The 25,434-nt window shown below is 68.6% G+C and carries 18 protein-coding genes; 7 read left to right on the plus strand and 11 right to left on the minus strand.

Annotated elements, in window-relative coordinates:
- Positions 1-179: 179 nt before the first annotated feature.
- Together G6N37_RS12565 and G6N37_RS12570 are read right to left on the minus strand one after the other, a co-directional pair.
- The gene (locus G6N37_RS12565) at positions 180-1,319 is read right to left on the minus strand and encodes an acyltransferase family protein (RefSeq protein WP_163680676.1); all 1,140 of its coding nucleotides are present in this window, start codon (positions 1,317-1,319) and stop codon (positions 180-182) included.
- On the minus strand, positions 1,316-3,016 hold the full coding sequence (locus G6N37_RS12570; RefSeq protein ID WP_163680679.1) for a DEAD/DEAH box helicase: 1,701 nt from the start codon (positions 3,014-3,016) through the stop codon (positions 1,316-1,318). The genes G6N37_RS12565 and G6N37_RS12570 overlap by 4 nt, the downstream gene beginning before the upstream one ends.
- Before the next feature lie 253 nt (positions 3,017-3,269).
- Here G6N37_RS12570 and G6N37_RS12575 point away from each other — a divergent pair, with 253 nt between their 5' ends.
- Positions 3,270-3,866 (plus strand): LppP/LprE family lipoprotein, encoded by a 597-nt coding sequence (locus G6N37_RS12575; RefSeq protein ID WP_163680682.1) that lies wholly within the window; start codon positions 3,270-3,272, stop codon positions 3,864-3,866.
- 52 nt (positions 3,867-3,918) lie between these two features.
- On the plus strand, positions 3,919-7,326 hold the full coding sequence (locus G6N37_RS12580) for a TM0106 family RecB-like putative nuclease (RefSeq protein ID WP_163680686.1): 3,408 nt from the start codon (positions 3,919-3,921) through the stop codon (positions 7,324-7,326).
- 19 nt (positions 7,327-7,345) lie between these two features.
- Here G6N37_RS12580 and G6N37_RS12585 read toward each other — a convergent pair whose 3' ends face one another.
- Positions 7,346-9,334 carry an MFS transporter gene (locus tag G6N37_RS12585; RefSeq protein WP_163680689.1) on the minus strand — a complete coding sequence of 663 codons (1,989 nt, stop codon included), beginning with the start codon at positions 9,332-9,334 and terminating at the stop codon, positions 7,346-7,348.
- Between the two features lie 220 nt (positions 9,335-9,554).
- Between G6N37_RS12585 and G6N37_RS12590 the strand changes: the two genes are divergently transcribed.
- The 4 genes from G6N37_RS12590 to G6N37_RS12605 all read left to right on the plus strand — a co-directional run bounded on the left by G6N37_RS12590 (position 9,555) and on the right by G6N37_RS12605 (position 16,069).
- Entirely contained in the window at positions 9,555-10,331 is a 777-nt protein-coding gene (locus G6N37_RS12590; protein ID WP_174813824.1) for a hypothetical protein, read from the plus strand.
- Between the two features lie 192 nt (positions 10,332-10,523).
- On the plus strand, positions 10,524-14,237 hold the full coding sequence (locus G6N37_RS12595; protein WP_163680695.1) for a multifunctional oxoglutarate decarboxylase/oxoglutarate dehydrogenase thiamine pyrophosphate-binding subunit/dihydrolipoyllysine-residue succinyltransferase subunit: 3,714 nt from the start codon (positions 10,524-10,526) through the stop codon (positions 14,235-14,237).
- 83 nt (positions 14,238-14,320) lie between these two features.
- On the plus strand, positions 14,321-15,148 hold the full coding sequence (locus tag G6N37_RS12600; protein ID WP_163680697.1) for an SDR family NAD(P)-dependent oxidoreductase: 828 nt from the start codon (positions 14,321-14,323) through the stop codon (positions 15,146-15,148).
- A 69-nt stretch (positions 15,149-15,217) separates the two neighbouring features.
- Positions 15,218-16,069, plus strand: a complete 852-nt coding sequence (locus G6N37_RS12605; RefSeq protein ID WP_163680701.1) for an SDR family NAD(P)-dependent oxidoreductase — start codon at positions 15,218-15,220, stop codon at positions 16,067-16,069.
- Positions 16,070-16,073: 4 nt separating this feature from the next.
- Here G6N37_RS12605 and G6N37_RS12610 read toward each other — a convergent pair whose 3' ends face one another.
- The 3 genes from G6N37_RS12610 to G6N37_RS12620 form a co-directional block, all read right to left on the minus strand.
- Positions 16,074-16,943, minus strand: coding sequence for a glycine betaine ABC transporter substrate-binding protein (locus G6N37_RS12610; protein ID WP_163680705.1), 870 nt, complete (start codon positions 16,941-16,943; stop codon positions 16,074-16,076).
- A complete protein-coding gene (locus G6N37_RS12615) occupies positions 16,940-18,139 on the minus strand; it encodes an NAD(P)-dependent malic enzyme (RefSeq protein ID WP_163680708.1) in 1,200 nt (399 codons plus the stop codon). The genes G6N37_RS12610 and G6N37_RS12615 overlap by 4 nt, the downstream gene beginning before the upstream one ends.
- 73 nt (positions 18,140-18,212) lie before the next feature.
- The gene (locus tag G6N37_RS12620) at positions 18,213-19,202 is read right to left on the minus strand and encodes a malate dehydrogenase (RefSeq protein ID WP_163680711.1); all 990 of its coding nucleotides are present in this window, start codon (positions 19,200-19,202) and stop codon (positions 18,213-18,215) included.
- Between the two features lie 192 nt (positions 19,203-19,394).
- Here G6N37_RS12620 and corA point away from each other — a divergent pair, with 192 nt between their 5' ends.
- The gene (gene corA, locus G6N37_RS12625) at positions 19,395-20,498 is read left to right on the plus strand and encodes a magnesium/cobalt transporter CorA (RefSeq protein WP_163684977.1); all 1,104 of its coding nucleotides are present in this window, start codon (positions 19,395-19,397) and stop codon (positions 20,496-20,498) included.
- Between the two features lie 17 nt (positions 20,499-20,515).
- On the opposite strand, the gene G6N37_RS12630 is transcribed toward corA, so the two are convergent.
- From G6N37_RS12630 to G6N37_RS12650, 5 genes are read right to left on the minus strand one after another with little or no spacing between them, the layout of a single operon-like run.
- Complete coding sequence (locus tag G6N37_RS12630; RefSeq protein ID WP_163680714.1) at positions 20,516-21,109, minus strand: suppressor of fused domain protein; 594 nt, start codon at positions 21,107-21,109, stop codon at positions 20,516-20,518.
- Positions 21,106-22,278: an ABC transporter ATP-binding protein gene (locus tag G6N37_RS12635; RefSeq protein WP_163680716.1), complete on the minus strand. Its 1,173-nt coding sequence runs from the start codon at positions 22,276-22,278 to the stop codon at positions 21,106-21,108. Before G6N37_RS12635 ends, G6N37_RS12630 begins: the two co-directional genes overlap by 4 nt.
- Before the next feature lie 4 nt (positions 22,279-22,282).
- Positions 22,283-23,107: a carbohydrate ABC transporter permease gene (locus G6N37_RS12640; protein ID WP_163684982.1), complete on the minus strand. Its 825-nt coding sequence runs from the start codon at positions 23,105-23,107 to the stop codon at positions 22,283-22,285.
- Positions 23,108-23,111: 4 nt separating this feature from the next.
- Positions 23,112-24,023, minus strand: a complete 912-nt coding sequence (locus G6N37_RS12645; RefSeq protein ID WP_163680719.1) for a carbohydrate ABC transporter permease — start codon at positions 24,021-24,023, stop codon at positions 23,112-23,114.
- Positions 24,020-25,378 carry an extracellular solute-binding protein gene (locus G6N37_RS12650; protein ID WP_163684979.1) on the minus strand — a complete coding sequence of 453 codons (1,359 nt, stop codon included), beginning with the start codon at positions 25,376-25,378 and terminating at the stop codon, positions 24,020-24,022. Before G6N37_RS12650 ends, G6N37_RS12645 begins: the two co-directional genes overlap by 4 nt.
- Positions 25,379-25,434 lie beyond the last annotated feature (56 nt).

The following is a 25,434-nucleotide window of genomic DNA, read 5'->3' on the forward strand; positions in this document are numbered from 1 at the left end:
GCGATCGTCACACCCGCCACTCTGGTTCCCCGCCGAAACCAATGCCCGAACTGCCCGCCTTAGAGCGACAAACCGGCATCGCCGGGCGGCGCGTCGCAATTGTCGCTGGAAGGCGGGCACTCCGTGGGCCGCCTCCGTGGCGGTACGCGTGGGGCGGACGGGACCGCCAACCCGGGCGCTCAGGTCCGCACGCGGGTGAAGCGGTGCAGCAGCCACGCCAACGGAATGGTCAGCACCATCGTCGCCAGGAACAGGTTCAGCATCGAGCCGGTGTAGACGTGCGCGCGCACGATGTAGACCATGGCGAACTCCATGGTGATCAGGTGGATCAGGAAGATCTCGTAGGAGATCTCGCCGAGCCACACCATCGGCCGGGTCGCCAGCAGTCGCCAATACCAGCCCTGGTCCCCCAGGGCCAGCGGCGCCACCGCGAGCGCGGCGATCACCGCGTAGAAGCAGGTCTTGAACAGGGCCTCGCTCAGCGTCGCCGGCGACGTCGTGGGCGCGCCGGCGATGGGGGTGGACACGATGAAATAGCAGACGATGGCCAGCGGTATGGCCACGAAGGCGTAGCCGCGCACGCCCATCGCCTGCAGGACGGCCAGCAACATCCCGGCGACGAACCAGGCCAGGTAGGTGGGCAGCCACAGCCGCGCGCCGTCGGGAAACCAGTGGTCGGTGTGCACGAGGATCAGCCACGCCGGGCTGATCAAGGTCAATCCGGCCAGCGCTCCCAGCAGCAGCCTCGGCTGCCACCGCCGGCGGCAGACCAGCACCAACAGCACGTATGCCAGCAGCGGGAGCAGCACATAGAACGAGGCTTCCACCGCCAGGCTCCACATCTGGGTCAGGCCCTGATGCAGGTACTTACCCAGGTAGCCGTCGCAGTAGATCTGCGTCAGCGTCAGGTTGCGCACCAGCCCGAGCCACGTGTGCCCGGGATTCGGTCCGGCCTCGCGGAAGTGGTACAGCACGTAGGCGAACAACACGGTGATGACGTAGGCCGGCATGATGCGCCGAACCCGGTGCCACGCATAGCGACTCAGCGACGGAGGCGGCGCGCCGGTGGCGGCGGATTTCAGCCACGGACGGAACAGCAGGAAGCCGGACAGCACGAAGAAGATCGGCACGCCGATCTCCAGCCGCGAGCCGACCAGGCCCCAATAGCCGTGGGTGTACTTACCGGTGGTGTAGGCCGCGTGGGTGCCGACCACGAGGAGGGCGGCGACGGCACGTATTCCGGTCAGCGACGCGACCCGGTCGACGTGGGCGGTCTGTTCCAGTCCGCCCTGGGCGTCCTGTTCTTCGGACAGGGTCATCCGGTGTGTTTCCTGCGCGGCTTCCCGCCGTCACGGCCGCGCGGCTTGGTCCCCGACCGGTCCGGCTGAAGGTTGATCAGTACCCCCGAAATGCGGGTGCGCTCGAGCTTTTTCAAGGTCGACGGGGGCAGCTTGGCGGGCAGCTCGACCAGAGAGAAGTCCGGGCCGATGGCGATGTGGCCGAAATCGCTGCGATGCAGGCCCCCCTCGTTGGCGATGGCACCGACGATCGCGCCCGGGCCAACCTTGTGCCGCTTGCCCACCGCGATGCGGTATGTGGCGAGTGGCCTTGTTTGCCTTGACTTTTCGGAACGCTCGCGCTGCTCGGCGGTCCGCTCGCGGCGTTCGCGCGGCGGCTCGGGCGCCATCAGGAACTCTTCGCCGTCGCGGGACTGCAACGCCACGGCCGCGGCTATGTCGGCCATCGGGACGTCGTGCTCGCGTTCGTAGTCCTCGACCAACTTGCGGAACAACTCGATCCCGGGACGGCCCAGCGCGGCGGTGATGGAGTCGGCGAACTTCGCCACCCGCTGGGCGTTGACGTCCTCGACGGTGGGCAGCTCGGCCTCGGTGAGCGTTTGCCGCGTCGCCTTTTCGATCGCCTTGAGCAGGTGGCGCTCCCGCGGGGAAACGAACAGCAGCGCGGTCCCCGACCGCCCGGCCCGGCCGGTGCGGCCGATGCGATGCACGTAAGACTCGGTGTCGTGCGGAATGTCGTAGTTGAGCACGTGCGAGATCCGCTCCACGTCCAGCCCGCGCGCGGCCACGTCGGTGGCGACCAGGATGTCGATGCCACCGTCCTTGAGCGCGGCGACCGTCCGCTCGCGTTGGGCCTGCGGGATGTCGCCGTTGATGGCGGCCGCGGAAAAACCCCGGGCCCTTAGCTTTTCGGCGACTTCCTCGGTGGCCTGCTTGGTGCGTACGAAGACGATCATCGCCTCGAACCGCTCCACTTCCAGGACTCGGGTCAGCGCGTCCATCTTGCGCGGACCGGCGACCTGGATGTAGCGCTGCGAAATGTTATCCGCCGTGGCGGTTTTGGCCTTGGAGGTGACCTCGAACGGATCGTGCAAGTACTTGGTGGTCAGCTTGCGGATCGCCGGCGGCATGGTCGCCGAGAACAGGGCGACCTGCTTGTACTCGGGGGTGTCGGCCAGGATGCGTTCGACATCTTCGGCGAAGCCCATGGTGAGCATCTCGTCGGCCTCGTCGAGCACCAGGTAGTCCACCCGCGACAGGTCCAGTGTGCCGCGCTCGAGGTGGTCGATGACCCGGCCGGGGGTGCCGACCACCACGTGGGCACCGCGTCTGAGCCCGGCCAGCTGCACGGTGTAGGAGGAACCGCCGTAGATCGGCAGCACGTTGATCTTCGGCAGGTGGGCGCCGTAGCGGCTGAACGCCTCGGCCACCTGCAGGGCCAGCTCCCGGGTGGGCGCCAACACCAGCGCCTGGGTCGCGGTGCTGGTGACGTCGATCTTGGACAGGATCGGGATCGCGAACGCCGCCGTCTTGCCGGTGCCGGTCTGCGCCAGCCCGACGACGTCCGAGCCCGCCATCAGGGCCGGGATCGTCGCGGCCTGGATGCCCGTCGGTGACTCGTAGCCGACGTCGGCGATCGCCCGCAGGACCGAGGGATGGATCTGCAGGTCGGCAAAGGTCGGAGAGGCAGCCTCAGGCGAGCTGTCCGGGAGGTTCATCGCCCAGGAGTCTAGTGGTGATCGCGAGCTCGGCGGAGCCGAGCGCTGCGGGTCAGCACCATCAGGGCCCGTGGTGATCGCGAGCTCGGCGGAGCCGAGCGCTGCGGGTCAGCACCATCAGGGCCCGTGGTGATCGCGAGCTCGGCGGAGCCGAGCGCTGCGGGTCAGCACCATCAGGGCCCGTGGTGATCGCGAGCACAGCTGCGCCAGGCCCGGCCACGCCTCGCACACCCGCGCGCGCGATGACGGTACGGTGCCCGATGTGTCATCGCCACCCCGCCGTACCGAGCCGCTGGCCGGCTCGGCCGCCGTCGCGTTGATCGCCATGACGTTGACCGGCTGTGGGTCGGGAGACTCCACGGTCGCGAAGACGCCGCAGGCTACGACCACTACCGACACCCCGTCCATCACCGCGCCGGCCCAGCCCTCCGCCGCCGCGCCGCCCGGCGGCAGCGCCGCGCCGGCCGACCCGTGCGCGGTCAACCTCGCCTCGCCCACCATCGCGAAGGTGGTCTCCGAGCTGCCGCGCGACCCGCGCAGCCAGCAAGGCTGGAACCCGGAGCCGCTGGCCGGCAACTACAACCAGTGTGCCCAGCTGTCGGCGGTGATCATCAAGGCCAACACCAACGCCGCCAACCCCACCACCCGCGCGGTGCTCTTCCACCTCGGGCAGTTCATTCCGCAGGGGGTTCCCGACACCTATGGGTTCAACGGCGTCGACGCGGCGCAGACCACCGGCGACACCGTGGCGCTGACCTACCCCAGCGGCATCAACGGGTTGACCACCGATGTGCGGTTCCACTGGAACGGCAACGGCGTGGAGCTGATCGGTAACGCCCCGGGCCACTAGGCCCACCGGCGACACCGCCTTTCCGTCGGTCCCCTCCCCTACAGTTGCTGCTGTGTTCGTCACCGGCGACAGCATTGTGTACAGCGCGTCGGATCTGGCCGCGGCGGCCCGGTGCGAGTACGCACTGCTGCGGGATTTCGACGCGAAGCTGGGCTGGGGACCCGCCGCCACGGCCGAAGACGACCTGCTCGCACGGACCGCCGCCCTCGGGAACGAGCACGAGCGACGCGAACTCGGCCGGCTGCGCGACGAGTTCGGCGATGGCGTCGCGGTCATCGGCCGCCCGGCCTACACCCTCGCCGGCCTCGCGGCGGCCGCCGAGGCGACCCGGCGCGCCATCGCCGGCGGCGCGCCCGCGGTGTATCAGGCCGCCATGTTCGACGGCCGCTTCGTCGGCTTCGCCGACTTTCTGGTGCGCGACGGCGACCGGTACCGGGTGATCGACACCAAGCTGGCCCGATCGGCCAACGTGACCGCGCTGTTGCAGCTGGCCGCCTACGCCGACGCGCTGGACGCCTCGGGTGTGCCGGTGGCGCCCGAGGCCGAACTGCACCTGGGCGACGGAACGGCCGCCCGCTACCGCGTCCGCGACCTCGTTCCGGTCTACCGCGCGCAGCGCGCACGGTTGCAGCGGCTCCTCGACGAGCACCACGCCGGCCGCGCCCCGGTCCGCTGGGACGACACGCGCGTAAGCGCCTGTTTCCGTTGTGCGTTGTGCACCGAGCAGGTGCGCGCCACCGACGACCTGCTGCTGGTCGCGGGGATGCGAGTGGGCCAGCGGGACAAGCTGATCGACGCCGGCATCACCACGGTGCCCGAGCTGGCCCGGCATACCGGCCCCGTGCCGGACATTTCGCCCGGAGCTCTCGGCAAGCTGACCGCCCAGGCGAGACTCCAAGTCCGCCAGCGCGAAAGCGGCACGCCACTTTTCGAGATCGTCGATCCGCAGCCGCTGACGCTGCTGCCCGAGCCTGACCCGGGCGATCTGTTCTTCGACTTCGAGGGCGACCCGCTGTGGACGCTCGACGGGCGGGAATGGGGTCTGGAATACCTGTTCGGCGTCCTGGAAGCCGGGCCGTCCGGCACCTTTCGCCCGCTGTGGGCGCACAACCGGGTGGACGAACGTAAGGCCCTGGCCGAATTCCTGGCGATGGTCGCCAAGCGCCGCAGGCGCCGGCCGAACATGCACATCTACCATTACGCGCCCTACGAAAAGACGGCGTTGCTGCGGCTCGCCGGCCGCTACGGAGTCGGCGAGGACCAAGTCGACGAACTGCTGCGCAGCGGAACGCTGGTCGACCTCTACCCCTTGGTGCGCAAGAGCATTCGCGTGGGCGCGGAGTCGTTCAGCCTCAAGGCGCTCGAACCGCTTTACATGGGAGCGCAGCTGCGGGCCGGTGACGTCACGACGGCCACCGGTTCGATCACCTCCTACGCCCGGTACTGCGAACTGCGGGCCGACGGCCGCAGCGACGAGGCCGCGTCGGTGCTCAAGGAGATCGAGGACTACAACCACTACGACTGCCGATCGACCCAGGAGCTACGGAACTGGTTGATGTTGCGCGCCTACGAATCCGGGGTCCTGCCGATCGGCGCCCAGCCCGTGCGGGGCGGCAACACCGTCGAGGACCGTGACCAGCTCGCGACGACGTTGTCGAGGTTCACCGGTGACGCCGCCGCCGGCGGGCGCACGCCCGAGCAGACGGCCGTGGCGCTGCTCGCCGCGGCGCGCGGCTACCACCGGCGCGAGGACAAACCGTTCTGGTGGGCACACTTTGACCGGTTGAACTTCCCCGTCGAGGAGTGGGCGGACGACACCGACGTCTTCATCGCCGAGCACGCGTCGGTCAGCGTCGATTGGAACATCCCGCCCCGCGCACGCAAGGCGCAGCGACGGGTGCGACTGCGCGGCGAGCTGGCACGCGGCGAACTGCTGACCGACGTCTTCGCGCTCTACGACCCCCCGGCCCCACCCGGCATGTCCGACGATCCCGACCGGCGGGCGGCCGGACGCGCCACGGTGATCGAGGCCGACGATCCGGCCCTGCCCACCGAGGTGACCATCGTTGAGCGAGTAGGCAACGACGGCAAGCCATTTCACGAACTCCCGTTCGCCCTCACCCCGGGCCCGCCGATTCCGACGACCGCGCTGCGGGAGTCGATCGAAGCCACGGCCACCGCCGTGGCGGCCGGTCTGCCGCAGCTGCCGCGCAGCGCCGTCGTCGACATCCTGCTGCGCCGGGCGCCCCGCACACGAAGCGGCAACGCGCTGCCGCGTGGCGCCGACACCGCGGCCGACATCACCGCGGCACTGCTGGACCTGGACTCGTCGTACCTGGCGGTGCACGGGCCGCCGGGCACCGGCAAGACGCACACCGCCGCCCGCGTCGTGCAGCGGCTGGCGACCGACCATGGCTGGCGCATCGGCGTGGTGGCGCAATCGCATGCCACCGTGGAGAACCTGTTGGACTGCGTCGTCGACACCGGGCTGGACCCGGCGCGGGTCGCAAAGAAACGCAACGAGCACGGCGCCCCGCGCTGGCAGGAGATCGATGGCAGCGCCTACGCCGCGTTCATCGCCGGCACCGCGGGGTGCGTGGTGGGCGGCACGGCGTGGGATTTCGCCAACACCAACCGGATACCGCCGGACAGCCTCGACCTGTTGGTGATCGACGAGGCGGGCCAGTTCTGCTTGGCCAACACCATCGCGGTCGCCCCGGCGGCCGCCAACCTGTTGTTGCTCGGCGACCCCCAGCAGCTGCCGCAGGTCAGCCAGGGAACCCATCCCGACCCGGTCGACACCTCGGCGCTCGACTGGCTGGTGGACGGTCAGCGCACCCTGCCGGACCAGCGCGGCTACTTCCTGGACCGCTCGTACCGCATGCATCCGGCGGTCTGCGCCGCCGTCTCCGCGCTGTCCTACGAGGGCAGGCTCCATTCCCACGAATGCACCGCCGCCCGAAGGCTTTCCGGATACCCGCCCGGCGTTCGAACGCTCACCGTCGGGCATCACGGCAACTCGACGGAGAGCCCGGAGGAGGCCGAGGCGATCGCCACTGAGATCGATCGGCTGCTGAGCACGCCGTGGACGGACGAACACGGCACGCGGCCCCTGACCGCCTCCGACGTGTTGGTGCTGGCGCCCTACAACGCGCAGGTGGCGCTGCTGCGTCAACGGCTGACCGCCGCCGGGCTCGGCGGAATCCGGGTCGGCACGGTCGACAAGTTCCAGGGCGGGCAGGCGCCGGTGGTGTTCATGTCGATGACGGCCTCCTCCGCGGACGTGGTACCGCGGGGAATCTCGTTCCTGCTCAACAGGAACCGGCTCAATGTGGCCATCAGCCGGGCCCAGTATGCGGCCGTTATCGTGCGCTCGGCGTCACTGACCGAATACCTGCCCACCGCCCCCGCGGGCCTGATCGACTTGGGCGCGTTCCTGGCGCTGACCGAGCCGGTCTGACCGCGGTCCCGGCCCACACCTAGGTGCCGGACGAATGGCGGCCGTAGCCGGTCGGGTTGTCGTCGGGATCGCGGCGGTGACGCTGACCTCGCGTCGAGCCGTTGGGCGGGCGTTCCGCGGGAGGGGCCGCCCCCTCGCGCGGCGCAGACCGGTAGGCGCGTGCCGACAGCTCGGTGACCGGACGGAAGCGCTGACGGGTGTCGACATGAGAGCCGTTGTGCGCGAACCCAATTGGTCCGCTATGCGGAACTGGGTCGCCGCGCGGACTGGTACGCACGTCGGCGGGCGCCCGGCGCGTGCGGGCGGCCCGATCGGCGGCCGGCCCGGACCGGCTTTCGGCCCCGTACGCCGCGCGCGGTGGGGCCTCGGGTTCGGGTTCGGGTTCGGGTTCGCGCACGAGGATGCATTCGACGTAGTCGTCGTCGTCATAGTCGTCGTCGAACATGTCGCCCGCTTCGGGCGGACCGCCGGCCGTGGCCGACGGTGCGAAGCCCACCAGGAAGAGGGCGGCCACGATCCCGAACAGCGCGATGAACGCGGGCAGCAGCACGGATTGCGACATGGCGGCCGCGAACGGGTCGCGCAGGAATTCGGGCAGTTGCAGCGTGGCGGGCTCCTCGCCGCCGGGGCCGGCGGACGGCTGCGGCGGCATCTCGGCGCCGATCCGCGCCGTCATGAACGCGGCCATGCCGGCGCTTCCGAGCACCGCGCCGAGCTGGCGGACGGAGTTGTACACGGCCGAGCCCGCGCCGGCCAGGCGCGGTGGCAGGTTGCGCGTCGCGGTGGCGGTCAGCGGCGACCACACGAACGCCATCCCGACGCCCGTCGCGAAGAACGGCAGCACCAGCCGCCAGATCGGGGTCGCCGGGGACATCTCGAAGGTGAGCCAGGTCAGCGCGATCGCCAGCACCGAGAATCCGAAACCGAGGACCGGCCGGGGGTGGTATTTGTCCACCATCCTGCCGACGAACGGAGCGAACACGCCGTTGGCGACCGCCATCGGCGCTATCAGCAGAGCCGAACGCGTCGGCGACAGCCCGCACACGGCCTGCGCATAGAACGTCAGGGGCAGCATCATCGCCGTCGCCGCGAACGAGACGATGGCCACCCCGACGTTGCACAGGCCGAAGTCGCGGTCGCCGAAGATCGCCAGGGGAATCAGCGGCTCGTCGGTGTTCATCGACTGCCAGAACACGAACACCGTCATGAACCCGATGCCGGCGACGATCATCGCCCAGATCCAGGGTTCCCAGTGCGCGGCCTGGCCCTGTTGCAGCCCGAACACGATCAGGAACATCCCCAGCCCGGACAGCGCGACGCCGACCAGGTCGAACCGGTGCGACTGAGTGGGCAACACCGGGACGAGCCAGTACGCCAGCGCGAGCCCCAGCACGCCGATCGGGACGTTGACGAAGAAGATCCACTGCCACCCCAGCCCGTCGACGAGCACGCCGCCGGCCAGCGGGCCTACCAGGCTGGCCACCCCCGCGGTGGCGCCCCACAGGCTGACCGCGACGCCGCGCCGCTCCGGCGGGAAGATCCGGGTGATGGTCGACAAGGTCTGCGGGGTGAGCACCCCGGCGCCGACACCCTGGACGACTCGGGCGGCGATCAGCATGGCGGCGCTGCCCGACAGCCCGCACCACACCGACGCGACGGTGAACACCACCAGACCGATCAGGTAGAGGTTCTTGGTGCCGAATCGGTCACCGAGTCGCCCGGCCACCAGCAACACGACCGCGTAACCGAGCAGGTAGGCGCTGGTCACCCAGACCACGGTGTCGTAGCCGATGTGCAGCCTGGTCATGATCGTCGGGTTCGCGACGGCGACGATGGTCGAGTCGACCATGATCATGAAGAAGCCGATCATCATCGCCCAGAGCGCGTTCCAGGGCTTCCGGGACTGCGGCGAGTTCTGGGTGAGCAGGTTCCAGCGGTTGGTGACGTGAGCCGGGTCCGGCGCCGCGCGCCGGGTTCCCCCGGACGACGGAGGCGTCGCCGTGGTCATCTACCCACCTCGTTTCCGCTCCCGACGTTGCGTGCCCGCGCGGCGCCTGTCTGGTTGACCGGCCCGCCCGTCACGACGTCCAGCCTGCATTATTGCCGCTGCGGCGATCGGGGGCAGGCACGGACCCGATCCGGGGTACACGAGGCGAAGGTTCGTGTTCGGCCGGTGTTGCGGTGCGGGCAGGTTAGCCTGGTAAGACGCCATTTGCAGGAGAGGCAAGATGCGGGCCCGACGGAAGCGGTCTTCGAACCGGTTTTTCAGCATGTCGCACGCGGATCAGGCGCCGCCCACCGACGGCAGGCCCAAGGCATCCGCGCGGGCATTGGCCCAGGTCATCGAGCGAAGTTCGCGGATCCAGGGCCCGGCGGCCGAGGCGTATGTGGCCCGGCTGCGCAACGCGCACCCGAGCAGCGGCCCGGCCGACGTCCTCGCCAAGCTGCAGAAGCGCTACGTGGGCATGGTGACGGCCAGCGGCATGGCGGTGGGGGCCGCGGCGACCATCCCCGGCATCGGCACGTTGAGCGCGTTGTCGGCCGCCGCGGCGGAGACGGTGACGTTCCTGGAGGCCACCGCGTTCTTCGTGCTGGCGGTCGCCGTGGTGTACGACATCCCCGCCGACCACCGGGAACTGCGCCGGGCCCTGGTGCTGTCCGTGCTGGTCGGCGATAACAGCAAGGACGCGGTCGCCCAGCTGTTCGGCCCGGCCCGCACCAATGGCGGGTGGATTTCCGAAAGCGTGGCCGCCGTGCCGCTGTCCTCGATGTCGCGGCTGAACTCGCGGTTGCTCAAGTCGTGGGTCAGGCGGTACACACTGCGACGCGGTGCCCTGATGTTCGGCAAGCTGCTGCCGGTGGGGATCGGGATCGTCGTCGGGGCGCTGGGCAACTATTTCGCCGGCAAGAAGATCGTCCGCAACGCCGACCGGGCGTTCGGCACCCCGCCGGCGCGCTGGCCACGCGCGCTGCACCTGGTGCCGCCGTTCCCCGAAGCCGGCTGACGGGCGGCTGTCCCTGCCACCCCCGTCTCCCTGGCGAATCGCTGGCGAAAGGTTAGCCTTTATAGGGCGGAAACGTTGAGCACCGACACTGGTGTGAGGTGCTCCACACTCCGGGGTCGACAAATGCACAGGCGCTGCGCACCAGCTGCTTAAAGCGCTTGCAGGACAGAGGAATTGAGGCGAACGGCGGTCGTGAGCAACATAAGTTCACCATTCGGGCAAAACGAGTGGCTGGTCGAGGAGATGTACCGCAAGTTCCGCGATGACCCCTCGTCGGTCGATCCGAGCTGGCATGAGTTCCTGGTCGACTACAACCCCGAGCCGACCGGCGAATCGCCCTCGAGCGCGGCGGGCAGCGGTGACGGCCAGGCCGCGCCCAGCGCCCCGCAAGCACAGCCCGCGCCGTCCACGCAGACCGCGGCGCCGGCCAAGCCCGCCGGCAACGGCGCCACCGGCGCCCCCACGGCAGCCCCGGCCAAACCCAAGGCCCCGACTCCGCCACCGGCCGAAGGCGACGAGCTGCAAACCCTGCGCGGCGCCGCGGCCGCCGTCGTCAAGAACATGTCCGCCTCGCTGGATGTCCCGACCGCCACCAGCGTCCGCGCCGTCCCGGCCAAGCTGCTCATCGACAACCGGATCGTCATCAACAACCAGCTCAAGCGCACCCGTGGCGGCAAGATCTCCTTCACCCATCTGCTGGGCTACGCACTGGTGCAGGCGATCAAGCAGTTCCCGAACATGAATCGGCACTACGCCGAGATCGACGGCAAACCGACCGCGGTCACCCCGGCGCACACCAACCTGGGCCTGGCCATCGACCTACAGGGCAAGGACGGCAAGCGTTCCCTGGTGGTGGCCGGCATCAAGGGCTGCGAAACCATGCGGTTCGCGCAGTTCGTCGCCGCCTACGAGGACATCGTGCGGCGGGCCAGGGACGGCAAGCTGACCGCCGAAGACTTTGCGGGCGTGACGATTTCGCTGACCAACCCCGGTACCATCGGCACGGTGCACTCGGTGCCGCGGCTGATGAGCGGCCAGGGCGCCATCATCGGTGTCGGCGCCATGGAGTACCCCGCCGAGTTCCAGGGCGCCAGTGAGGAACGCATCGCCGAGCTGGGGATCGGCAAGCTGATCACGCTGACCTCGACGTACGACCACCGGATCATCCAGGGCGCGGAATCCGGCGACTTCCTGCGGACCATCCACGAGATGCTGCTGTCGGACACGTTCTGGGACGACATCTTCCGCGAACTGGGCAACCCGTACCTGCCGGTGCGGTGGAGCACCGACAACCCGGACTCGATCGTCGACAAGAACGCCCGGGTGATGGAGTTGATCGCGGCCTACCGCAACCGCGGCCACCTGATGGCTGACATCGACCCGCTGCGGATGGACGGCAGCCGATTCCGCAGCCACCCCGACCTCGAGATCCTCAACCACGGCCTGACGCTGTGGGACCTCGACCGGGTGTTCAAGGTCAACGGCTTCGCCGGTTGCGAGTACAAGAAGCTGCGCGACGTGCTGGGCCTGCTGCGCGACGCCTACTGCCGGCACATCGGCGTGGAATACACCCACATCCTCGAGCCCACACAACAGGAGTGGCTGCAGCAGCGCGTCGAGACCAAACACGTCAAGCCGACGGTGGCCGAGCAGAAGTTCATCCTGAGCAAGCTGAACGCCGCCGAGGCCTTCGAGACCTTCCTGCAGACCAAATACGTTGGCCAAAAACGGTTTTCGCTCGAAGGTGCGGAAAGCGTGATCCCGATGATGGACGCGGCGATCGACCAGTGCGCCGAGCACGGCCTCGACGAGGTGGTCATCGCGATGCCGCACCGCGGGCGCCTCAACGTGCTGGCCAACATCGTCGGCAAACCGTACTCGCAGATCTTCAGCGAGTTCGAGGGCAACCTCAATCCGTCGCAGGCCCATGGTTCCGGTGACGTCAAGTACCACCTCGGCGCCACCGGCGTCTACCTGCAGATGTTCGGCGACAACGACATTCAGGTGTCGTTGACCGCCAACCCGTCGCACCTGGAAGCCGTGGACCCGGTGCTGGAGGGCCTGGTCCGGGCCAAGCAGGACCTGCTCAACCGGGGCGCCCACGACGACGGTGACGAGAAGGCCTTCTCGGTGGTGCCGATGATGCTGCACGGTGACGCCGCCTTCGCCGGTCAGGGCGTGGTCGCCGAGACGCTCAACATGGCGAATCTGCCCGGTTACCGGGTCGGCGGCACCATCCACATCATCGTCAACAATCAGATCGGCTTCACCACCGCGCCGGAGTATTCGCGGTCCAGCGAGTACTGCACCGACGTCGCGAAGATGATCGGGGCGCCGATCTTCCACGTCAACGGCGACGACCCCGAGGCGTGCGTATGGGTGGCGAAGCTGGCGGTGGACTTCCGGCAGAAGTTCAAGAAGGACGTCGTCATCGACATGCTGTGCTACCGCAAGCGCGGCCACAACGAGGGCGACGACCCGTCGATGACCAACCCGGCCATGTACGACGTCGTGGACACCAAGCGCGGGGTCCGCAAGAGCTACACCGAGGCCTTGATCGGCCGCGGCGACATCTCGCTGAAGGAGGCCGAGGACGCGCTGCGCGACTACCAGGGCCAGCTGGAGCGGGTGTTCAACGAGGTCCGGGACCTGGAGAAGCACGGTGTGCAGCCCAGCGCATCGGTCGAGGCCGACCAGATGCTTCCCGCGGGCCTGGCCACGGCGGTGGACAAGGCGTTGCTGTCCCGGATCGGGGACGCGTTCCTCGCCCTGCCCGAGGGCTTCGCCGCGCACCCGCGGGTGCAGCCGGTGCTGGAAAAGCGCCGGGAGATGGCCTACGAAGGCAAGATCGACTGGGCCTTCGGCGAACTGCTGGCCCTGGGGTCGCTGGTGGCCGAGGGCAAGCTGGTCCGGCTGTCGGGCCAGGACACCCGGCGCGGCACCTTCTCCCAGCGGCACTCGGTGATCATCGACCGGCACACCGGCGAAGAGTTCACCCCGCTGCAACTGCTCGCGACGAACCCCGACGGCACGCCCACCGGCGGCAAGTTCCTGGTGTATGACTCACCGCTGTCGGAGTACGCCGCCGTCGGCTTCGAATACGGCTACACCGTGGGCAACCCGGACGCCCTGGTGCTGTGGGAGGCGCAGTTCGGCGACTTCGTCAACGGCGCCCAGTCGATCATCGACGAGTTCATCAGCTCGGGTGAGGCCAAGTGGGGTCAGCTGTCCAACGTGGTGCTGTTGCTGCCGCACGGCCACGAAGGTCAGGGCCCCGACCACACCTCGGGCCGCATCGAACGCTTCCTGCAGCTGTGGGCGGAGGGGTCGATGACGATCGCGATGCCCTCGACGCCGTCCAACTATTTCCACCTGTTGCGCAGGCACGCCCTTGACGGCGTGCAGCGGCCGCTGATCGTCTTCACGCCGAAGTCGATGCTGCGCAACAAGGCCGCCGTCAGCGACGTCAGGGACTTCACCGAGATCAAGTTCCGCTCGGTGCTCGAAGAGCCGACCTACGAAGACGGCATCGGGGACCGGGGCAAGGTCAGGCGGATCCTGCTGACCAGCGGGAAGATCTACTACGAGCTGGTCGCGCGCAAGGCCAAGGACAACCGCGACGACGTCGCGATCGTGCGCATCGAGCAACTCGCCCCGCTGCCCAAGCGCCGGCTCAACGAGACGCTGGACCGCTACCCGAGCGTCGAGGAGTTCTTCTGGGTGCAGGAGGAGCCGGCCAACCAGGGCGCGTGGCCGCGGTTCGGCCTCGAGCTGCCGGAGCTGCTGCCCGACAAGCTGACCGGGCTCAAGCGGATCTCGCGCCGCGCCATGTCCGCCCCGTCGTCCGGCTCGTCGAAGGTGCACGCGGTCGAGCAGCAGGAGATCCTCGACACGGCGTTCCGCTGATCGCATTGCCCCACCCGCCGATATCGGGGACTCCCGGTACCGGCTAGCCTCGACGCAAACGGGGCCGACAAGGAAGGGTGCTCATGCAAGGGTTCGCCGGCAAGGTCGCCGTGGTGACGGGCGCGGGTTCGGGTATCGGGCGAGCGCTGGCCGTCGAGCTGGCCCGCTCGGGCGCCAAGGTTGCCATCAGCGACGTCGACGTCGAGGGCCTGGCCGAGACCGAGGCCCAGCTGAAGGCGATCGGAGCCGAGGTCAAGGCCGACCGTCTCGACGTGACCGAGCGTGAGGCGTTTCTGGCCTACGCCGACGCGGTCCGCGAGCACTTCGGCAAGGTGAACCAGATCTACAACAACGCGGGCATCGCCTTCACCGGCGACGTCGAGGTCAGCCAGTTCAAGGACATCGAACGGGTGATGGACGTCGACTTCTGGGGCGTGGTCAACGGCACCAAGGCGTTCCTCCCCCACCTGATCGCGTCCGGCGACGGGCACGTCATCAACGTCTCCAGCGTGTTCGGGCTTTTCTCCGTGCCCGGGCAGGCGGCCTACAACTCGGCGAAGTTCGCGGTCCGGGGCTTCACCGAGGCGCTGCGACAGGAAATGGCGGCGACCGGCCGCCCGGTCGCGGTGACCACGGTGCACCCCGGCGGCATCAAGACCGCGATCGCCCGCAACGCCACCGCCGCCGAAGGGCTCGACCAGGCCCAGCTGGCCAGCCTGTTCGACAAACGGCTGGCCAAGACCAGCCCCCAACGAGCCGCGCAGATCATCCTGGAGGCGGTGCGCAAGAAGAAGGCCCGGGTGCTGGTCGGCACGGACGCCAAGGTGCTGGACGCCTTGGTGCGGCTGACGGGCCCCGGATACCAGCAGCTGTTCGGCCCCGTCATGGGCCGGTTGATGCCCAAGCAGTGAGGGAATTCATAGCGTTGCTCGCCGGTAGCCGATAGCCTGGCGCAGCACGCCGCCACGAGGGAGTACCGCATGCATGGGTTTGCCGGCAAGGTCGCCGTGGTTACCGGCGCGGGTTCGGGGATCGGCCAGGCGTTGGCCCTCGAACTCGGCCGCGCGGGCGCCAACCTGGCGATCAGCGACGTGGACACCGCGGGGCTGGCGGAAACCGAGGCCCAGCTGAAGGCCATCGGCGCAGCGGTCAAGGCCGACCGCCTCGACGTCACCGAGCGCGAGGAGTTCCTGGCCTACGCCGACGCCGTCCGCGAGCACTTCGGCAAGGTGAACCAGGTCTACAACAACGCCGGCATCACGTTCGTCGGGTCCATCGAAGACAGCCAGTTCAAGGACATCGAACGCGTCATGGACGTGGACTACTGGGGCGTCGTCAACGGCACCAAGGCCTTCCTCCCGCACCTGATCGACTCCGGCGACGGCCACGTCATCAACATCTCGAGCGCGCTCGGCCTGTTCTCGGCGCCCGGGCAGGCGGCGTACGTGTCGGCCAAGTTCGCCGTCCGGGGCTTCACCGAGGCGCTGCGGCTGGAGATGGTGCGGGCCGGCCACCCGGTGCGGGTGACGACGGTCCACCCCGGCGGCGTGAAGACGGGCTTTGCCCGCAACGCCATCTTCGCCGACGGGCTCGACCAGGATGGCCTGGCGGAACTGTTCGAGGAACACCAGGCCAAGACCACACCGCAACGGGCGGCCCAGCTCATCGTCGCGGGCGTGCGCAAGAACAAGGCTCGCGTGCTGGTCGGACCCGACGTCAAGGCCATGGACCTGGTGGTGCGGCTGACGGGTTCGGAACCCGAGCGGCTACTGGGCGGGCCCGTCATGCGCCGGGTGAAGGACGTCGTGACCCGGTTGCTGCCGAAACGCTAGACGCTCACCGGCCCAGCGGGTGCTCCGCCAGCCACCCGCCGGCCACCGCCTGGGGATCGGTTCCCGCGGCCACCTGCCGCCGCATGTCGACCAGGGCCGCGGTGTCCAGCACTCCGGCGACTTCGTTGATGGCCAGCAGTTGACGATCGCTCAGCGCGTTGCGGCGATACAGCGGCACCACGTTCTCGGCCCGGACGAGTGCGGGCTTGCCATCGGCCAGCGCGACCAGATCGGCGGGCAGGCCGGGGTCGGCGGTGGTCGTCCACCCCGCGGTCAGCTGCCCGGCCCGCACCGCGGCGAACATCGTTGTCTCGTCGGGGAATTCGCTCGGGGCGGGAAGCCGGCAGGTGCCGACCGCCGACGGAGCCGGACGCCCAGTGACGGCGCCGACGGCCAAGCCGGCGCAATGCTTGAGCAGCGTGCTCAGGTCCGCGCTGACATCGCTGCCACCCCACGACTTGGCGGTGGAGCCCGTCACCAGCAGCACGGGCTTGTCTTCCGCGGCCGTCGTATAGTCACCCGCGGCGACCCCTTCCGGGAGCGCGGCCACCATCGCGCGATACACCTCCGCGTCCGACATCGCCACCGCGCCGGGCTGCAGGCTCTGCAGCTTGCGGCCGGTCAGGGCGGGCACGACGGTGAACGCGCCCGAGTCCAGGCGCGCCATCGGATCGTCGGCGGTCTCGGCGCGCGCCGCGAAACCGTAGGAGCGCAAGGCGGCCACATAGACACCGGCCAGCAGCGACGACTCGGGATCCGCCGCGGAGCCGACCACCAGTTCCGGACGGGCGCGGTGGTCGCCGCTATCGGTGCCGCAGCCGGCCACAACCAGTAAGGCGGCGAGCAGCGGCACCGCCAGCCAGCCGGTTCTCACCCCGCGATGTCGACGGGGTCCGCGGCCAGGGCCACCGCCGTGGCGACCGCGTCCCCGACGCGCAGGTCCAGCGGGCTGGGCACGATCCGGTCGAACGCCAGGTCATCACTGACGACCGAGAAGATCGCTTCGGCCGCGGCAACCATCATCTTTTCGGTGATCCGGCGCGCCCCCGCGTCGAGCGCCCCGCGGAACACGCCGGGGAAGGCCAGCACGTTGTTGATCTGGTTCGGGAAGTCGCTGCGGCCGGTGGCCACCACCGCCGCGTACCTCGCCGCGACCTGCGGGTGGATCTCCGGGTCGGGGTTGGACAGCGCGAAAACGATCCCATCGGGCGCCATGGTCGCGATCATCTCCTCGGGCACCACACCACCCGACACCCCGAGGAACAGGTCGGCGCCGCGCAGCGCCTCCGCCATGCTGCCCGTGAGACCGTCGGGGTTGGTGCGCTGCGCCAAGACGCTTTTCACGCTGTTCATGTCGTCGCGCCCGGTGTGCAGAATTCCGCGCGAGTCAAGCACGGTGATGTCGGAAACACCCATCGCCAGAAGGAGATTCGTGCACGCCACGCCCGCGGCGCCGGCGCCGGAAACCACCACGCGCAGCGACGTCATGTCCCGGCCGAGCAACTTGGTGGCGCCCATCAGGGCGGCCAGTGCGACGATCGCCGTGCCGTGTTGGTCGTCGTGCATCACCGGGCAGTCCAGCGCTTCGATGACGCGGCGCTCGATCTCGAAGCAGCGGGGCGCGGAAATGTCCTCGAGGTTGACGGCGCCGAACGTCGGGCGCAGACGCACCAGGGTTTCGACGATCTCGTCGGGGTCCTTGGTGTCCAGCACGATCGGGATCGCGTTCAGCCCGCCGTACGCCCGGAACAGGGCGCACTTACCCTCCATCACCGGCAGCGAGGCCGCGGGGCCGATGTCACCCAGGCCCAGCACAGCGCTGCCGTCGCTGACGACGGCGACCAGCCGGTTCGCCCACGTGTAGCGGGCGGCCTGGGTCGGATCGGCGGCGATCGCGCGGCTGACCTGCGCCACGCCCGGGGTATAGGCGATCGACAGGGCGCGCCGGGTGTCGACCGGGGCCGTCGGGCCTACGGAGAGCTTGCCGCCTACGTGTGCCTCGAAGATCTCCGCGTCGGTGATCGCGCTGTGTTCGGCGCGCGTCTGTATCGATTCAACCAATTCGGACACGCGCTTCAGGGTACTGACTACCCATTAGTAGGCCTAATTGGTGACGTGCGTCTCAGTGCACCCCGGCGCCCGATCAGATGAGGCCGAGCTCGGTGACCGCGTTGCGCTCGTCGACCAGCTCGGCGGTCGTCTTGTCGATCCGGCCGCGGGAGAACTCGTCGACCTCCAGACCTTGCACGATCGACCAGTCGCCGTCCTTGGTGGTCACCGGGAACGACGACACGATTCCCTCGGGCACGCCGTAGGAGCCGTCGGAGAAGACCGCCATGGAAACCCAGTCACCGTCCGGGCTGCCCAGCAGCCAGGATCGGGCGGCGTCGATGGTCGCCGACGCGGCGGAGGCGGCCGAGGAGGCGCCGCGCGCGTCGATGATCGCCGCACCGCGCTTGGCCACGGTCGGGATGAAGTCGTTCTCGATCCAGTTCTGGTCGTTGACCACCTCGGCGGCGTTCTTGCCGTTGATCTCGGCGTGGAAGATGTCGGGGTACTGGGTGGCCGAGTGGTTGCCCCAGATGGTCATCTTCTTGATGTCGGTGACCTTGGCGCCGGTCTTCTTGGCCAGCTGCGAGATGGCCCGGTTGTGGTCCAGACGGGTCAGCGCCGAGAACCGCTCCTTCGGGATGTCGGGCGCGTTGCTCAGCGCGATCAGCGCGTTGGTGTTGGCGGGGTTGCCGGTCACGCCGATGCGGACGTCGTCGGCGGCCACCGAGTTCAGTGCCTTGCCCTGCGCGGTGAAGATCGCGCCGTTGGCTTCCAGCAGGTCGCTGCGCTCCATGCCCGGGCCGCGCGGGCGGGCGCCCACGAGCAGGGCCAGGTTCACGCCGTCGAAGATCTTGTTGGGGTCCGCGCCGATTTCGACGCCCGACAGCAGCGGAAACGCGCAGTCGTCGAGTTCCATCACGACGCCCTCCAGCGCCTTGAGCGCCGGCTCGATCTCGAGCAGACGCAGCTCGATCGGGCGGTCGGGGCCCAGCAGTGAACCGCTCGCCAGGCGGAACAACAGGCTGTAGCCGATCTGGCCGGCGGCACCGGTGACGGCAACCTTGAGTGGACTTGCGCTCACGTCGAATTACTCCTTGTGGAGATGGTCATGCAGATTCGGTCTCGGCTCGAAACTAGCGCACCCTTCCCGGCCGCCAACCTCCGGTCCATGGGCCGGGCCCGTCCCACGCGGCCGGATCGCCGCGCCTCGGGCAGCCGGGACGCGTAGCATGGAGCACCGCCGGTCAGACCTGCGCAGCGATCGGAGGTGGATGTGTTCCAGGGTTTCGACGCCTTGCCGGAAGCGCTTCGTCCACTCGCGCACGAGCCCCGTCCGACGCCTCCAGTTCCCCAACCGCCGTCCCCCAACGAGACGTTGGTCGATTGCGCCGTCTACGCCGAAGGTCACAGGCTGCCGGGGACATTCAGCTACGCCGCGGCGCGGGACAAAGTGCACCAGATCGAAATGCTCGGCCACGAGGCGTTCGTGTGGGTCGGCCTGCGCGAACCCGACCACACCGAGATGCAGGAAGTCGCCGACCTTTTCGGGATGCACCCGCTTGCCGTCGAGGACGCCGTGTGCGCACACCAGCGGCCGAAGCTGGAGCGCTATGACGAGACCCTGTTCCTCGTGCTGAAGACGGTCAACTACGTCCCACACGAATCGGTGGCCCAGGCCCGCCAGATCGTCGAAACCGGCGAGGTCATGGTCTTCGTCGGAAAGGATTTCGTGGTCACCGTCCGCCACGGCGAACACGGCGGGCTGTCCGAGGTGCGCAAGCGGATGGAGGCCGACCCCGAGCAACTGCGGCTCGGTCCGTACGCGGTGATGCACGCCATCGCGCACGAGGTGGTGAACCACTACCTCGTGGTCAGTCATCTGGTCGAATCGGACATCGACGCCATCGAGGAGGTGGCGTTCGCGCCGGGCCGCAAGATCGACGTCGAACCGATCTATCTGCTCAAGCGTGAGGTCGTCGAACTTCGCCGGTGCGTCAACCCGTTATCCGGCGCGTTCCACCGCATCCAGGTGGAGAACAAGGACCTCATCGCCAAGGAGGTGCGGCGTTACCTGCGGGACCTCGCCGACCACCATTCCGAGGCCGCCGACCACATCGCCAGCTACGACGACATGCTCAACTCGCTGATCCAGGCGGCACTGGCCCGCGTCGGGATGCAGCAGAACAACGACATGCGCAAGATGGCGGCCTGGGCCGGTATTTTGGCGGTCCCCACCATGGTCGCCGCCATCTACGGCATGAACTTCCATTTCATGCCCGAGTTGAACTGGACGTGGGGATACCCGGGGGTCATGGCGGCGATGACGCTGACCTGTCTCGTGCTTTATTTCCAGTTCCGGCGCAACAACTGGCTCTAGCGCGGCGGGCCTGTTCGTCAATCGGGTTGCGCGGCGGGACGATTCGGGTTCAGCACGTCGACGCCGTCGTTCACCCACGCCTGCCGCATGGCTTCGGCGCCCTTCAACCGCACCCACGCCGCCTCGGTTGCGGTGATGGGCGTGGCCAACAGGAACTGCACCGGATCACGCGGCGGTTCCAGCGGCAGATCCTCGATGTCGCTCGGGCCCAATAACACCGCGGTGAACGGGACCCGCCCACTCGGCCACGCCCACAACGGGGACCCGAGGTCGACCAACGCGTCGGCGGCCAGCACCAGACCCTCGACGGCCGGCGTCGCCGCCAGCACCGCCAGGCTGCGGGCGATACCGGCGACCGGTCCCGGATCGCGCAGGCGCAGAACGACTTCGGCGCGCGGGCCGCGCGTCTGGTCATCGATGATCTGCGCCGGGTCGGTCATCGGATACCGCGAACACCCCAGTGACACGTAATGCATCAACCCGTCGCTCCCGCGGAAACGCAGCACCTCGATCGGTTCGGTGCCCAGGAAGGTGACGCTCGCCGAATCGGGCTGGACGTCGGCGAAGTGGCGGTGCAGGTGAGCGCGCACCTGGTCCAGGATTGGCGTCACCGCTCCGCAGACGCCGTCAGGTTCGCGCCGGAACGGGCGTCGAAGACGGCGAGCTTCGTGGTGTCGAACGCCAGCTCGATAAGCTGCCCGATCGCCGCTTTGGATCCCGCGGGAACCCTTGCCACGAACTGGTTTTCGTGCGCATCGGCCTCGGCGGCCAGCTCGTCGAGCTGGGCCGAGCGCGCCGCCCACCCCGCGGTGGAGAAGTACACGAACTTGTCGGCGCCCAGCGACTCGACCAGGTCGACCTTCACCTCGAAGGTCAGCGCCCTGATGCGCTGATACCCGTCGATCAGCGCGGCGTCCTGCAGGTGCTCGGGCCGCACCCCGACGATGACGTTCTCCGGCGCCGGGTGCTGCGCGATCATCTGCTGGACTTCCGGTGAGAGCATCACTTCCCCGAAGGGCAGGGTCAGGCCTACGGCCGTCATCGTGGCGGGGAAGAAGTTCATGGCCGGCGAGCCGATGAACCCCGCGACGAACAGGTTGGCCGGATGCTCGTAGAGCTCGTCGGGGGTACCGATCTGCTGGGCGACCCCACCGTGCATCACCACCACCCGGTCGCCCAGCGTCATCGCCTCGGTCTGGTCGTGGGTGACGTAGACGGTCGTGGTGCCCAGCCTCTTCTGCAGGCGGGCGATCTCGCCGCGCATCTGGACCCGGAGCTTGGCGTCCAGGTTGGACAGCGGTTCGTCCATCAGGAAGGCCTTGGGGTGGCGCACGATCGCCCGGCCCATCGCGACCCGCTGGCGCTGGCCGCCCGACAACTGGGAGGGCTTGCGGTCGAGCAGTTCCGTCAGGTCAAGGGTTTTGGCGGTCTCCTCCACCTTCTGGGCGATCTCCGCCTTGTTCATCTTCGCCAGCGTCAGCGGGAACGCGATGTTCTGTCGCACGGTCATGTGCGGGTAGAGCGCGTACGACTGGAAGACCATCGCGATGTCGCGGTCCTTGGGCGGCTTCTCGTTCACCCGCTCGCCGCCGATGCGCAGCTCCCCCGACGAGATGTCCTCAAGGCCGGCAATCATGTTCAGTGTCGTCGTCTTGCCGCAGCCCGAGGGCCCGACCAGAATCAGGAATTCGCCGTCGGCGATGGTGACGCTGAGGTCCTGCACCGCCGTGGCGCCGTCCGGGAAGCTCTTGCTGACATGGTCCAGCACAATCTCGGCCATCGCGCTATCCCTTCACCGCGCCAGAGGTCAACCCGGCGATGATTCGTCGTTGGAAGATTAAAACAAAACCGATGATCGGGACCGTGATCACGACGGCACCGGCCGCGATCGATCCGGTGGGCTCCTCGAATTGTGAACTGCCACCGAAGTTCGCGATGGCCACCGGCGCGGTGATCGCGGCCTTGGTGGCGGTGAGCGAGAGGGCCAGCAGCAGGTCGTTCCAGGCGAAGATGAACACCAGGATGGCCGCGGTCACCACCCCGGGTGCCGCCAGCGGGACGATCACTTTGCGGAACGCCTGGGCGGGCGTGGCGCCGTCCATTTTGGCCGCCTTCTCCAGATCCCAGGGAATCTCCCGGAAAAACGCCGACAGCGTGTAGATGGCAAGCGGCAGAGCGAATGTGATGTAAGGCAGGATCAGTCCCGGCCAGCTGTCGAACAGGCCGACGAAGCGTTCGATGTTGAACAGCGGGGTGACCAGCGAGATCGCGGGGAACATCGTGACCAGCAGGGTGGCGCCGATCATCACCCGCTTGCCGGGAAAGCGCAGCCGGGCGATCGCGTAGGCCGCCATCGCGCCGAGCACCACCGCGATCGCGGTGGTGATCAACCCTATGCCGATCGAGTTGACCAGTGCCGAGCTGAACAGGTCGCCGCGGAAGATGCCGCGATAGTTCTCGAAGGACACCGACGACGGAATCAGCCTGCCGTCCTTGACCGTTGACGACGGCTTGAGCGAGAGGCTGAGGATCCACAACACCGGAAGAAGTGCGTACACCACCACCACCGTGTCGATGACCGCCCAGGCGGCGGCGCGCCGCGCGCCCACCGCTCTAGCGGCCATCGACGTCACCACCGGGCGCCGCCGCGCCGAACACCTTGATGTAGACGAGTGCGATGACGCCGGCGCAACCGAAGATCAGCACGCTGATCGCCGAGCCCAACCCGACGTTGAACCCCTTGAACAGGTTGTCATAACCCAGGATTGACACCGAGTCGGTGTTGTTGGCGCCGTCGGTCAGCACGTAGATGTTGTCGAAGATGCGGAAGGCGTCCAGCGTCCGGAACAGCAACGCGACCACCACCGCCGGCTTGATGATCGGCAGGGTGACCCGGATCAGCCGGCGCCACGGCCCCGCGCCGTCCACCTGGGCGGCCTTCAGCAGGTCCTCGGGCACCAGCGCCAAGCCGGCGAGGAGCAGCAGGGCCATGAAGGGCGTCGTCTTCCAGACCTCGGCAAGGACGACGATTCCCAGCGATGGGAGCTGCTGTGTCAGCGGCGCGCCACCGTGCGGTAAAAGGTTGGCCAGGTAGCCGGTTCCCGGCGTCCACGCGTAGTACCAGCTGTACGACGCGACCACGGTGACGATGCCGTACGGGACGAGCACCGCGGTGCGCACCAGGCCCTTGCCGATCAGGGTGCGGTGCATGACCAAGGCCAGCGCCAGACCCAACACGAACTCGAGCGCCACCGAGACCACGGTGATGCCGAGGGTCACGACAAGCGCGGTCCACCAATACCGGTCGGTCAGGATCGTCTGGTAGTTGCTCAATCCGACGAACGCGGTGTCATTGGGGGTGGCGAGGTTGTTGCGCTGCAGGCTCAGCCACACCGCATAGCCGATCGGGTAGGCCGTCACGGCAATCATCAGAATCGCCGCCGGCGCGACGAGCGCGAAGGCAAGGCGCCGTTCCGACAGCCGGTTTCGGCTACGCGGGCGCGGCGCAGCGGCGATTGCGGTCACGGCAGCAAACCCTTGCCGTCGATGGCCTTCTGCGCCTCCGCGGTGAGTTCGTCGGCCGTCCGCTCCGGGTCGATCCCGGTGATGGGGCTCAGTGTCGCCGACAGCCGCAGCGACAACGCCTGATACACCGGCGTTGCCGGCCGCACGGCGGCGTCGGTGAGTTGGCGGCGGATCACGGTGTACATCGGATACTTCGCCTGGAACTGCGGGTCGGAGTACAACGACGTCCGCACCGCGGGCAGGCCGCCCTCCATCGACACGTACTTCTGGCTCGACGGACTGCGCAGGCAGCGCACGGCTTCGAAAGCCTCCGCGCGGTGGCGGGTGGTGCTGGCCACGGCCAGGTTCAGCCCGCCGATCGTGACCTTGGCCGGCCGGCCCGGCGCCACACCCGGATACGGCGCGAACGCGAAGACCTGCTGGCTGGCGTCGTAGGCAATGCGGAATTGTTCGTCGCTCGGCACGAACGTCCCGACGTCGTTGATGCTGCCCGCCATGGCCGGGTTCCGGTTGAGCGGCAGGAACGGGACACCGCCCTTCACCGCGTTCTCCAACATGGAGGCCAACACATACGGCCAGTTGACTTCCAGTGCGGCCCTGCCCTGTTCGACCGCCAGGCGCGCCGTGCCTTCGTCGGTCCGGGTGATCGACGGGTCCGCCCCCGGGGCGGTGCCCACCGACTTGAGGATCCGCAGCGCATTGACGGTCGCCGCCCGATGCGCGGGCGTGTCGGTCAAGGTCACCTGGCGGCCGTCCTCGGAGAGCACCTGACCCCCGCCGCTCGCCAGCAGCGTGTTGAACCACACCACCAGGCCCTCCCCCTCGTTCGCCTGCACCGCGATCCAGGCGGGCCGACCGGCAGCGTGCAACCGGGCGGCCTCGGCCACCATCGCGCCCCAGTCCAGCGGCGGTTGCCTCACCAAATCGGGCCGGTACCAAAGTAATTCCGTATTCGTAATGACGGGCGCGGCATACAACTTGTGCTTCCAGCGGGCTGTCGCCACCGGGCCGGGCAGGGTGTCATCGATGGCGTCGGCGTCGGCCCGCCCTTCGGGGTCGTCGGATAGCGGAAGCGCCCACCCCGCCTCGGCGAACTCCGCGGTCCACACCACGTCCAGCGCCATCACGTCCAGCCCGCGGTCGTGAGCGCTCAGTCGCCGTGCCAGCTGCACACGCTGTTCCCCGGGACCCCTCGGCAGGCTCACGTGCCGGATGGCGAACCGGCCTTCCAATTGCCTGGTGCACTCCTGCGCGACGGCGTTGAACGCGGCCGAATCGGTGGCCGGCGTGAAGAAGGTGATCACCACACCGTTGCCGGCGGACCCGCAGGCCGACAACGCCGCGGCGACGGTCATCGCCGCCAACGCGATGACACCCGTCCGGCGCCGGCGCACGCGACAGTTCACCACCG

Origin of the sequence: Mycobacterium seoulense (genome assembly GCF_010731595.1) — a bacterium.
Lineage (GTDB): Bacteria > Actinomycetota > Actinomycetes > Mycobacteriales > Mycobacteriaceae > Mycobacterium > Mycobacterium seoulense.

Coding starts and splice junctions, on each gene's coding strand:
- G6N37_RS12565 (WP_163680676.1), bottom strand. CDS start 1,319: ATGACCCTGTCCGAAGAACAGGACGCCCAGGGCGGACTGGAACAGACC.
- G6N37_RS12570 (WP_163680679.1), bottom strand. CDS start 3,016: ATGAACCTCCCGGACAGCTCGCCTGAGGCTGCCTCTCCGACCTTTGCC.
- G6N37_RS12585 (WP_163680689.1), bottom strand. CDS start 9,334: ATGACCACGGCGACGCCTCCGTCGTCCGGGGGAACCCGGCGCGCGGCG.
- G6N37_RS12590 (WP_174813824.1), top strand. CDS start 9,555: ATGCGGGCCCGACGGAAGCGGTCTTCGAACCGGTTTTTCAGCATGTCG.
- G6N37_RS12600 (WP_163680697.1), top strand. CDS start 14,321: ATGCAAGGGTTCGCCGGCAAGGTCGCCGTGGTGACGGGCGCGGGTTCG.
- G6N37_RS12605 (WP_163680701.1), top strand. CDS start 15,218: ATGCATGGGTTTGCCGGCAAGGTCGCCGTGGTTACCGGCGCGGGTTCG.
- G6N37_RS12635 (WP_163680716.1), bottom strand. CDS start 22,278: ATGGCCGAGATTGTGCTGGACCATGTCAGCAAGAGCTTCCCGGACGGC.
- G6N37_RS12650 (WP_163684979.1), bottom strand. CDS start 25,378: ATGACCGTCGCCGCGGCGTTGTCGGCCTGCGGGTCCGCCGGCAACGGT.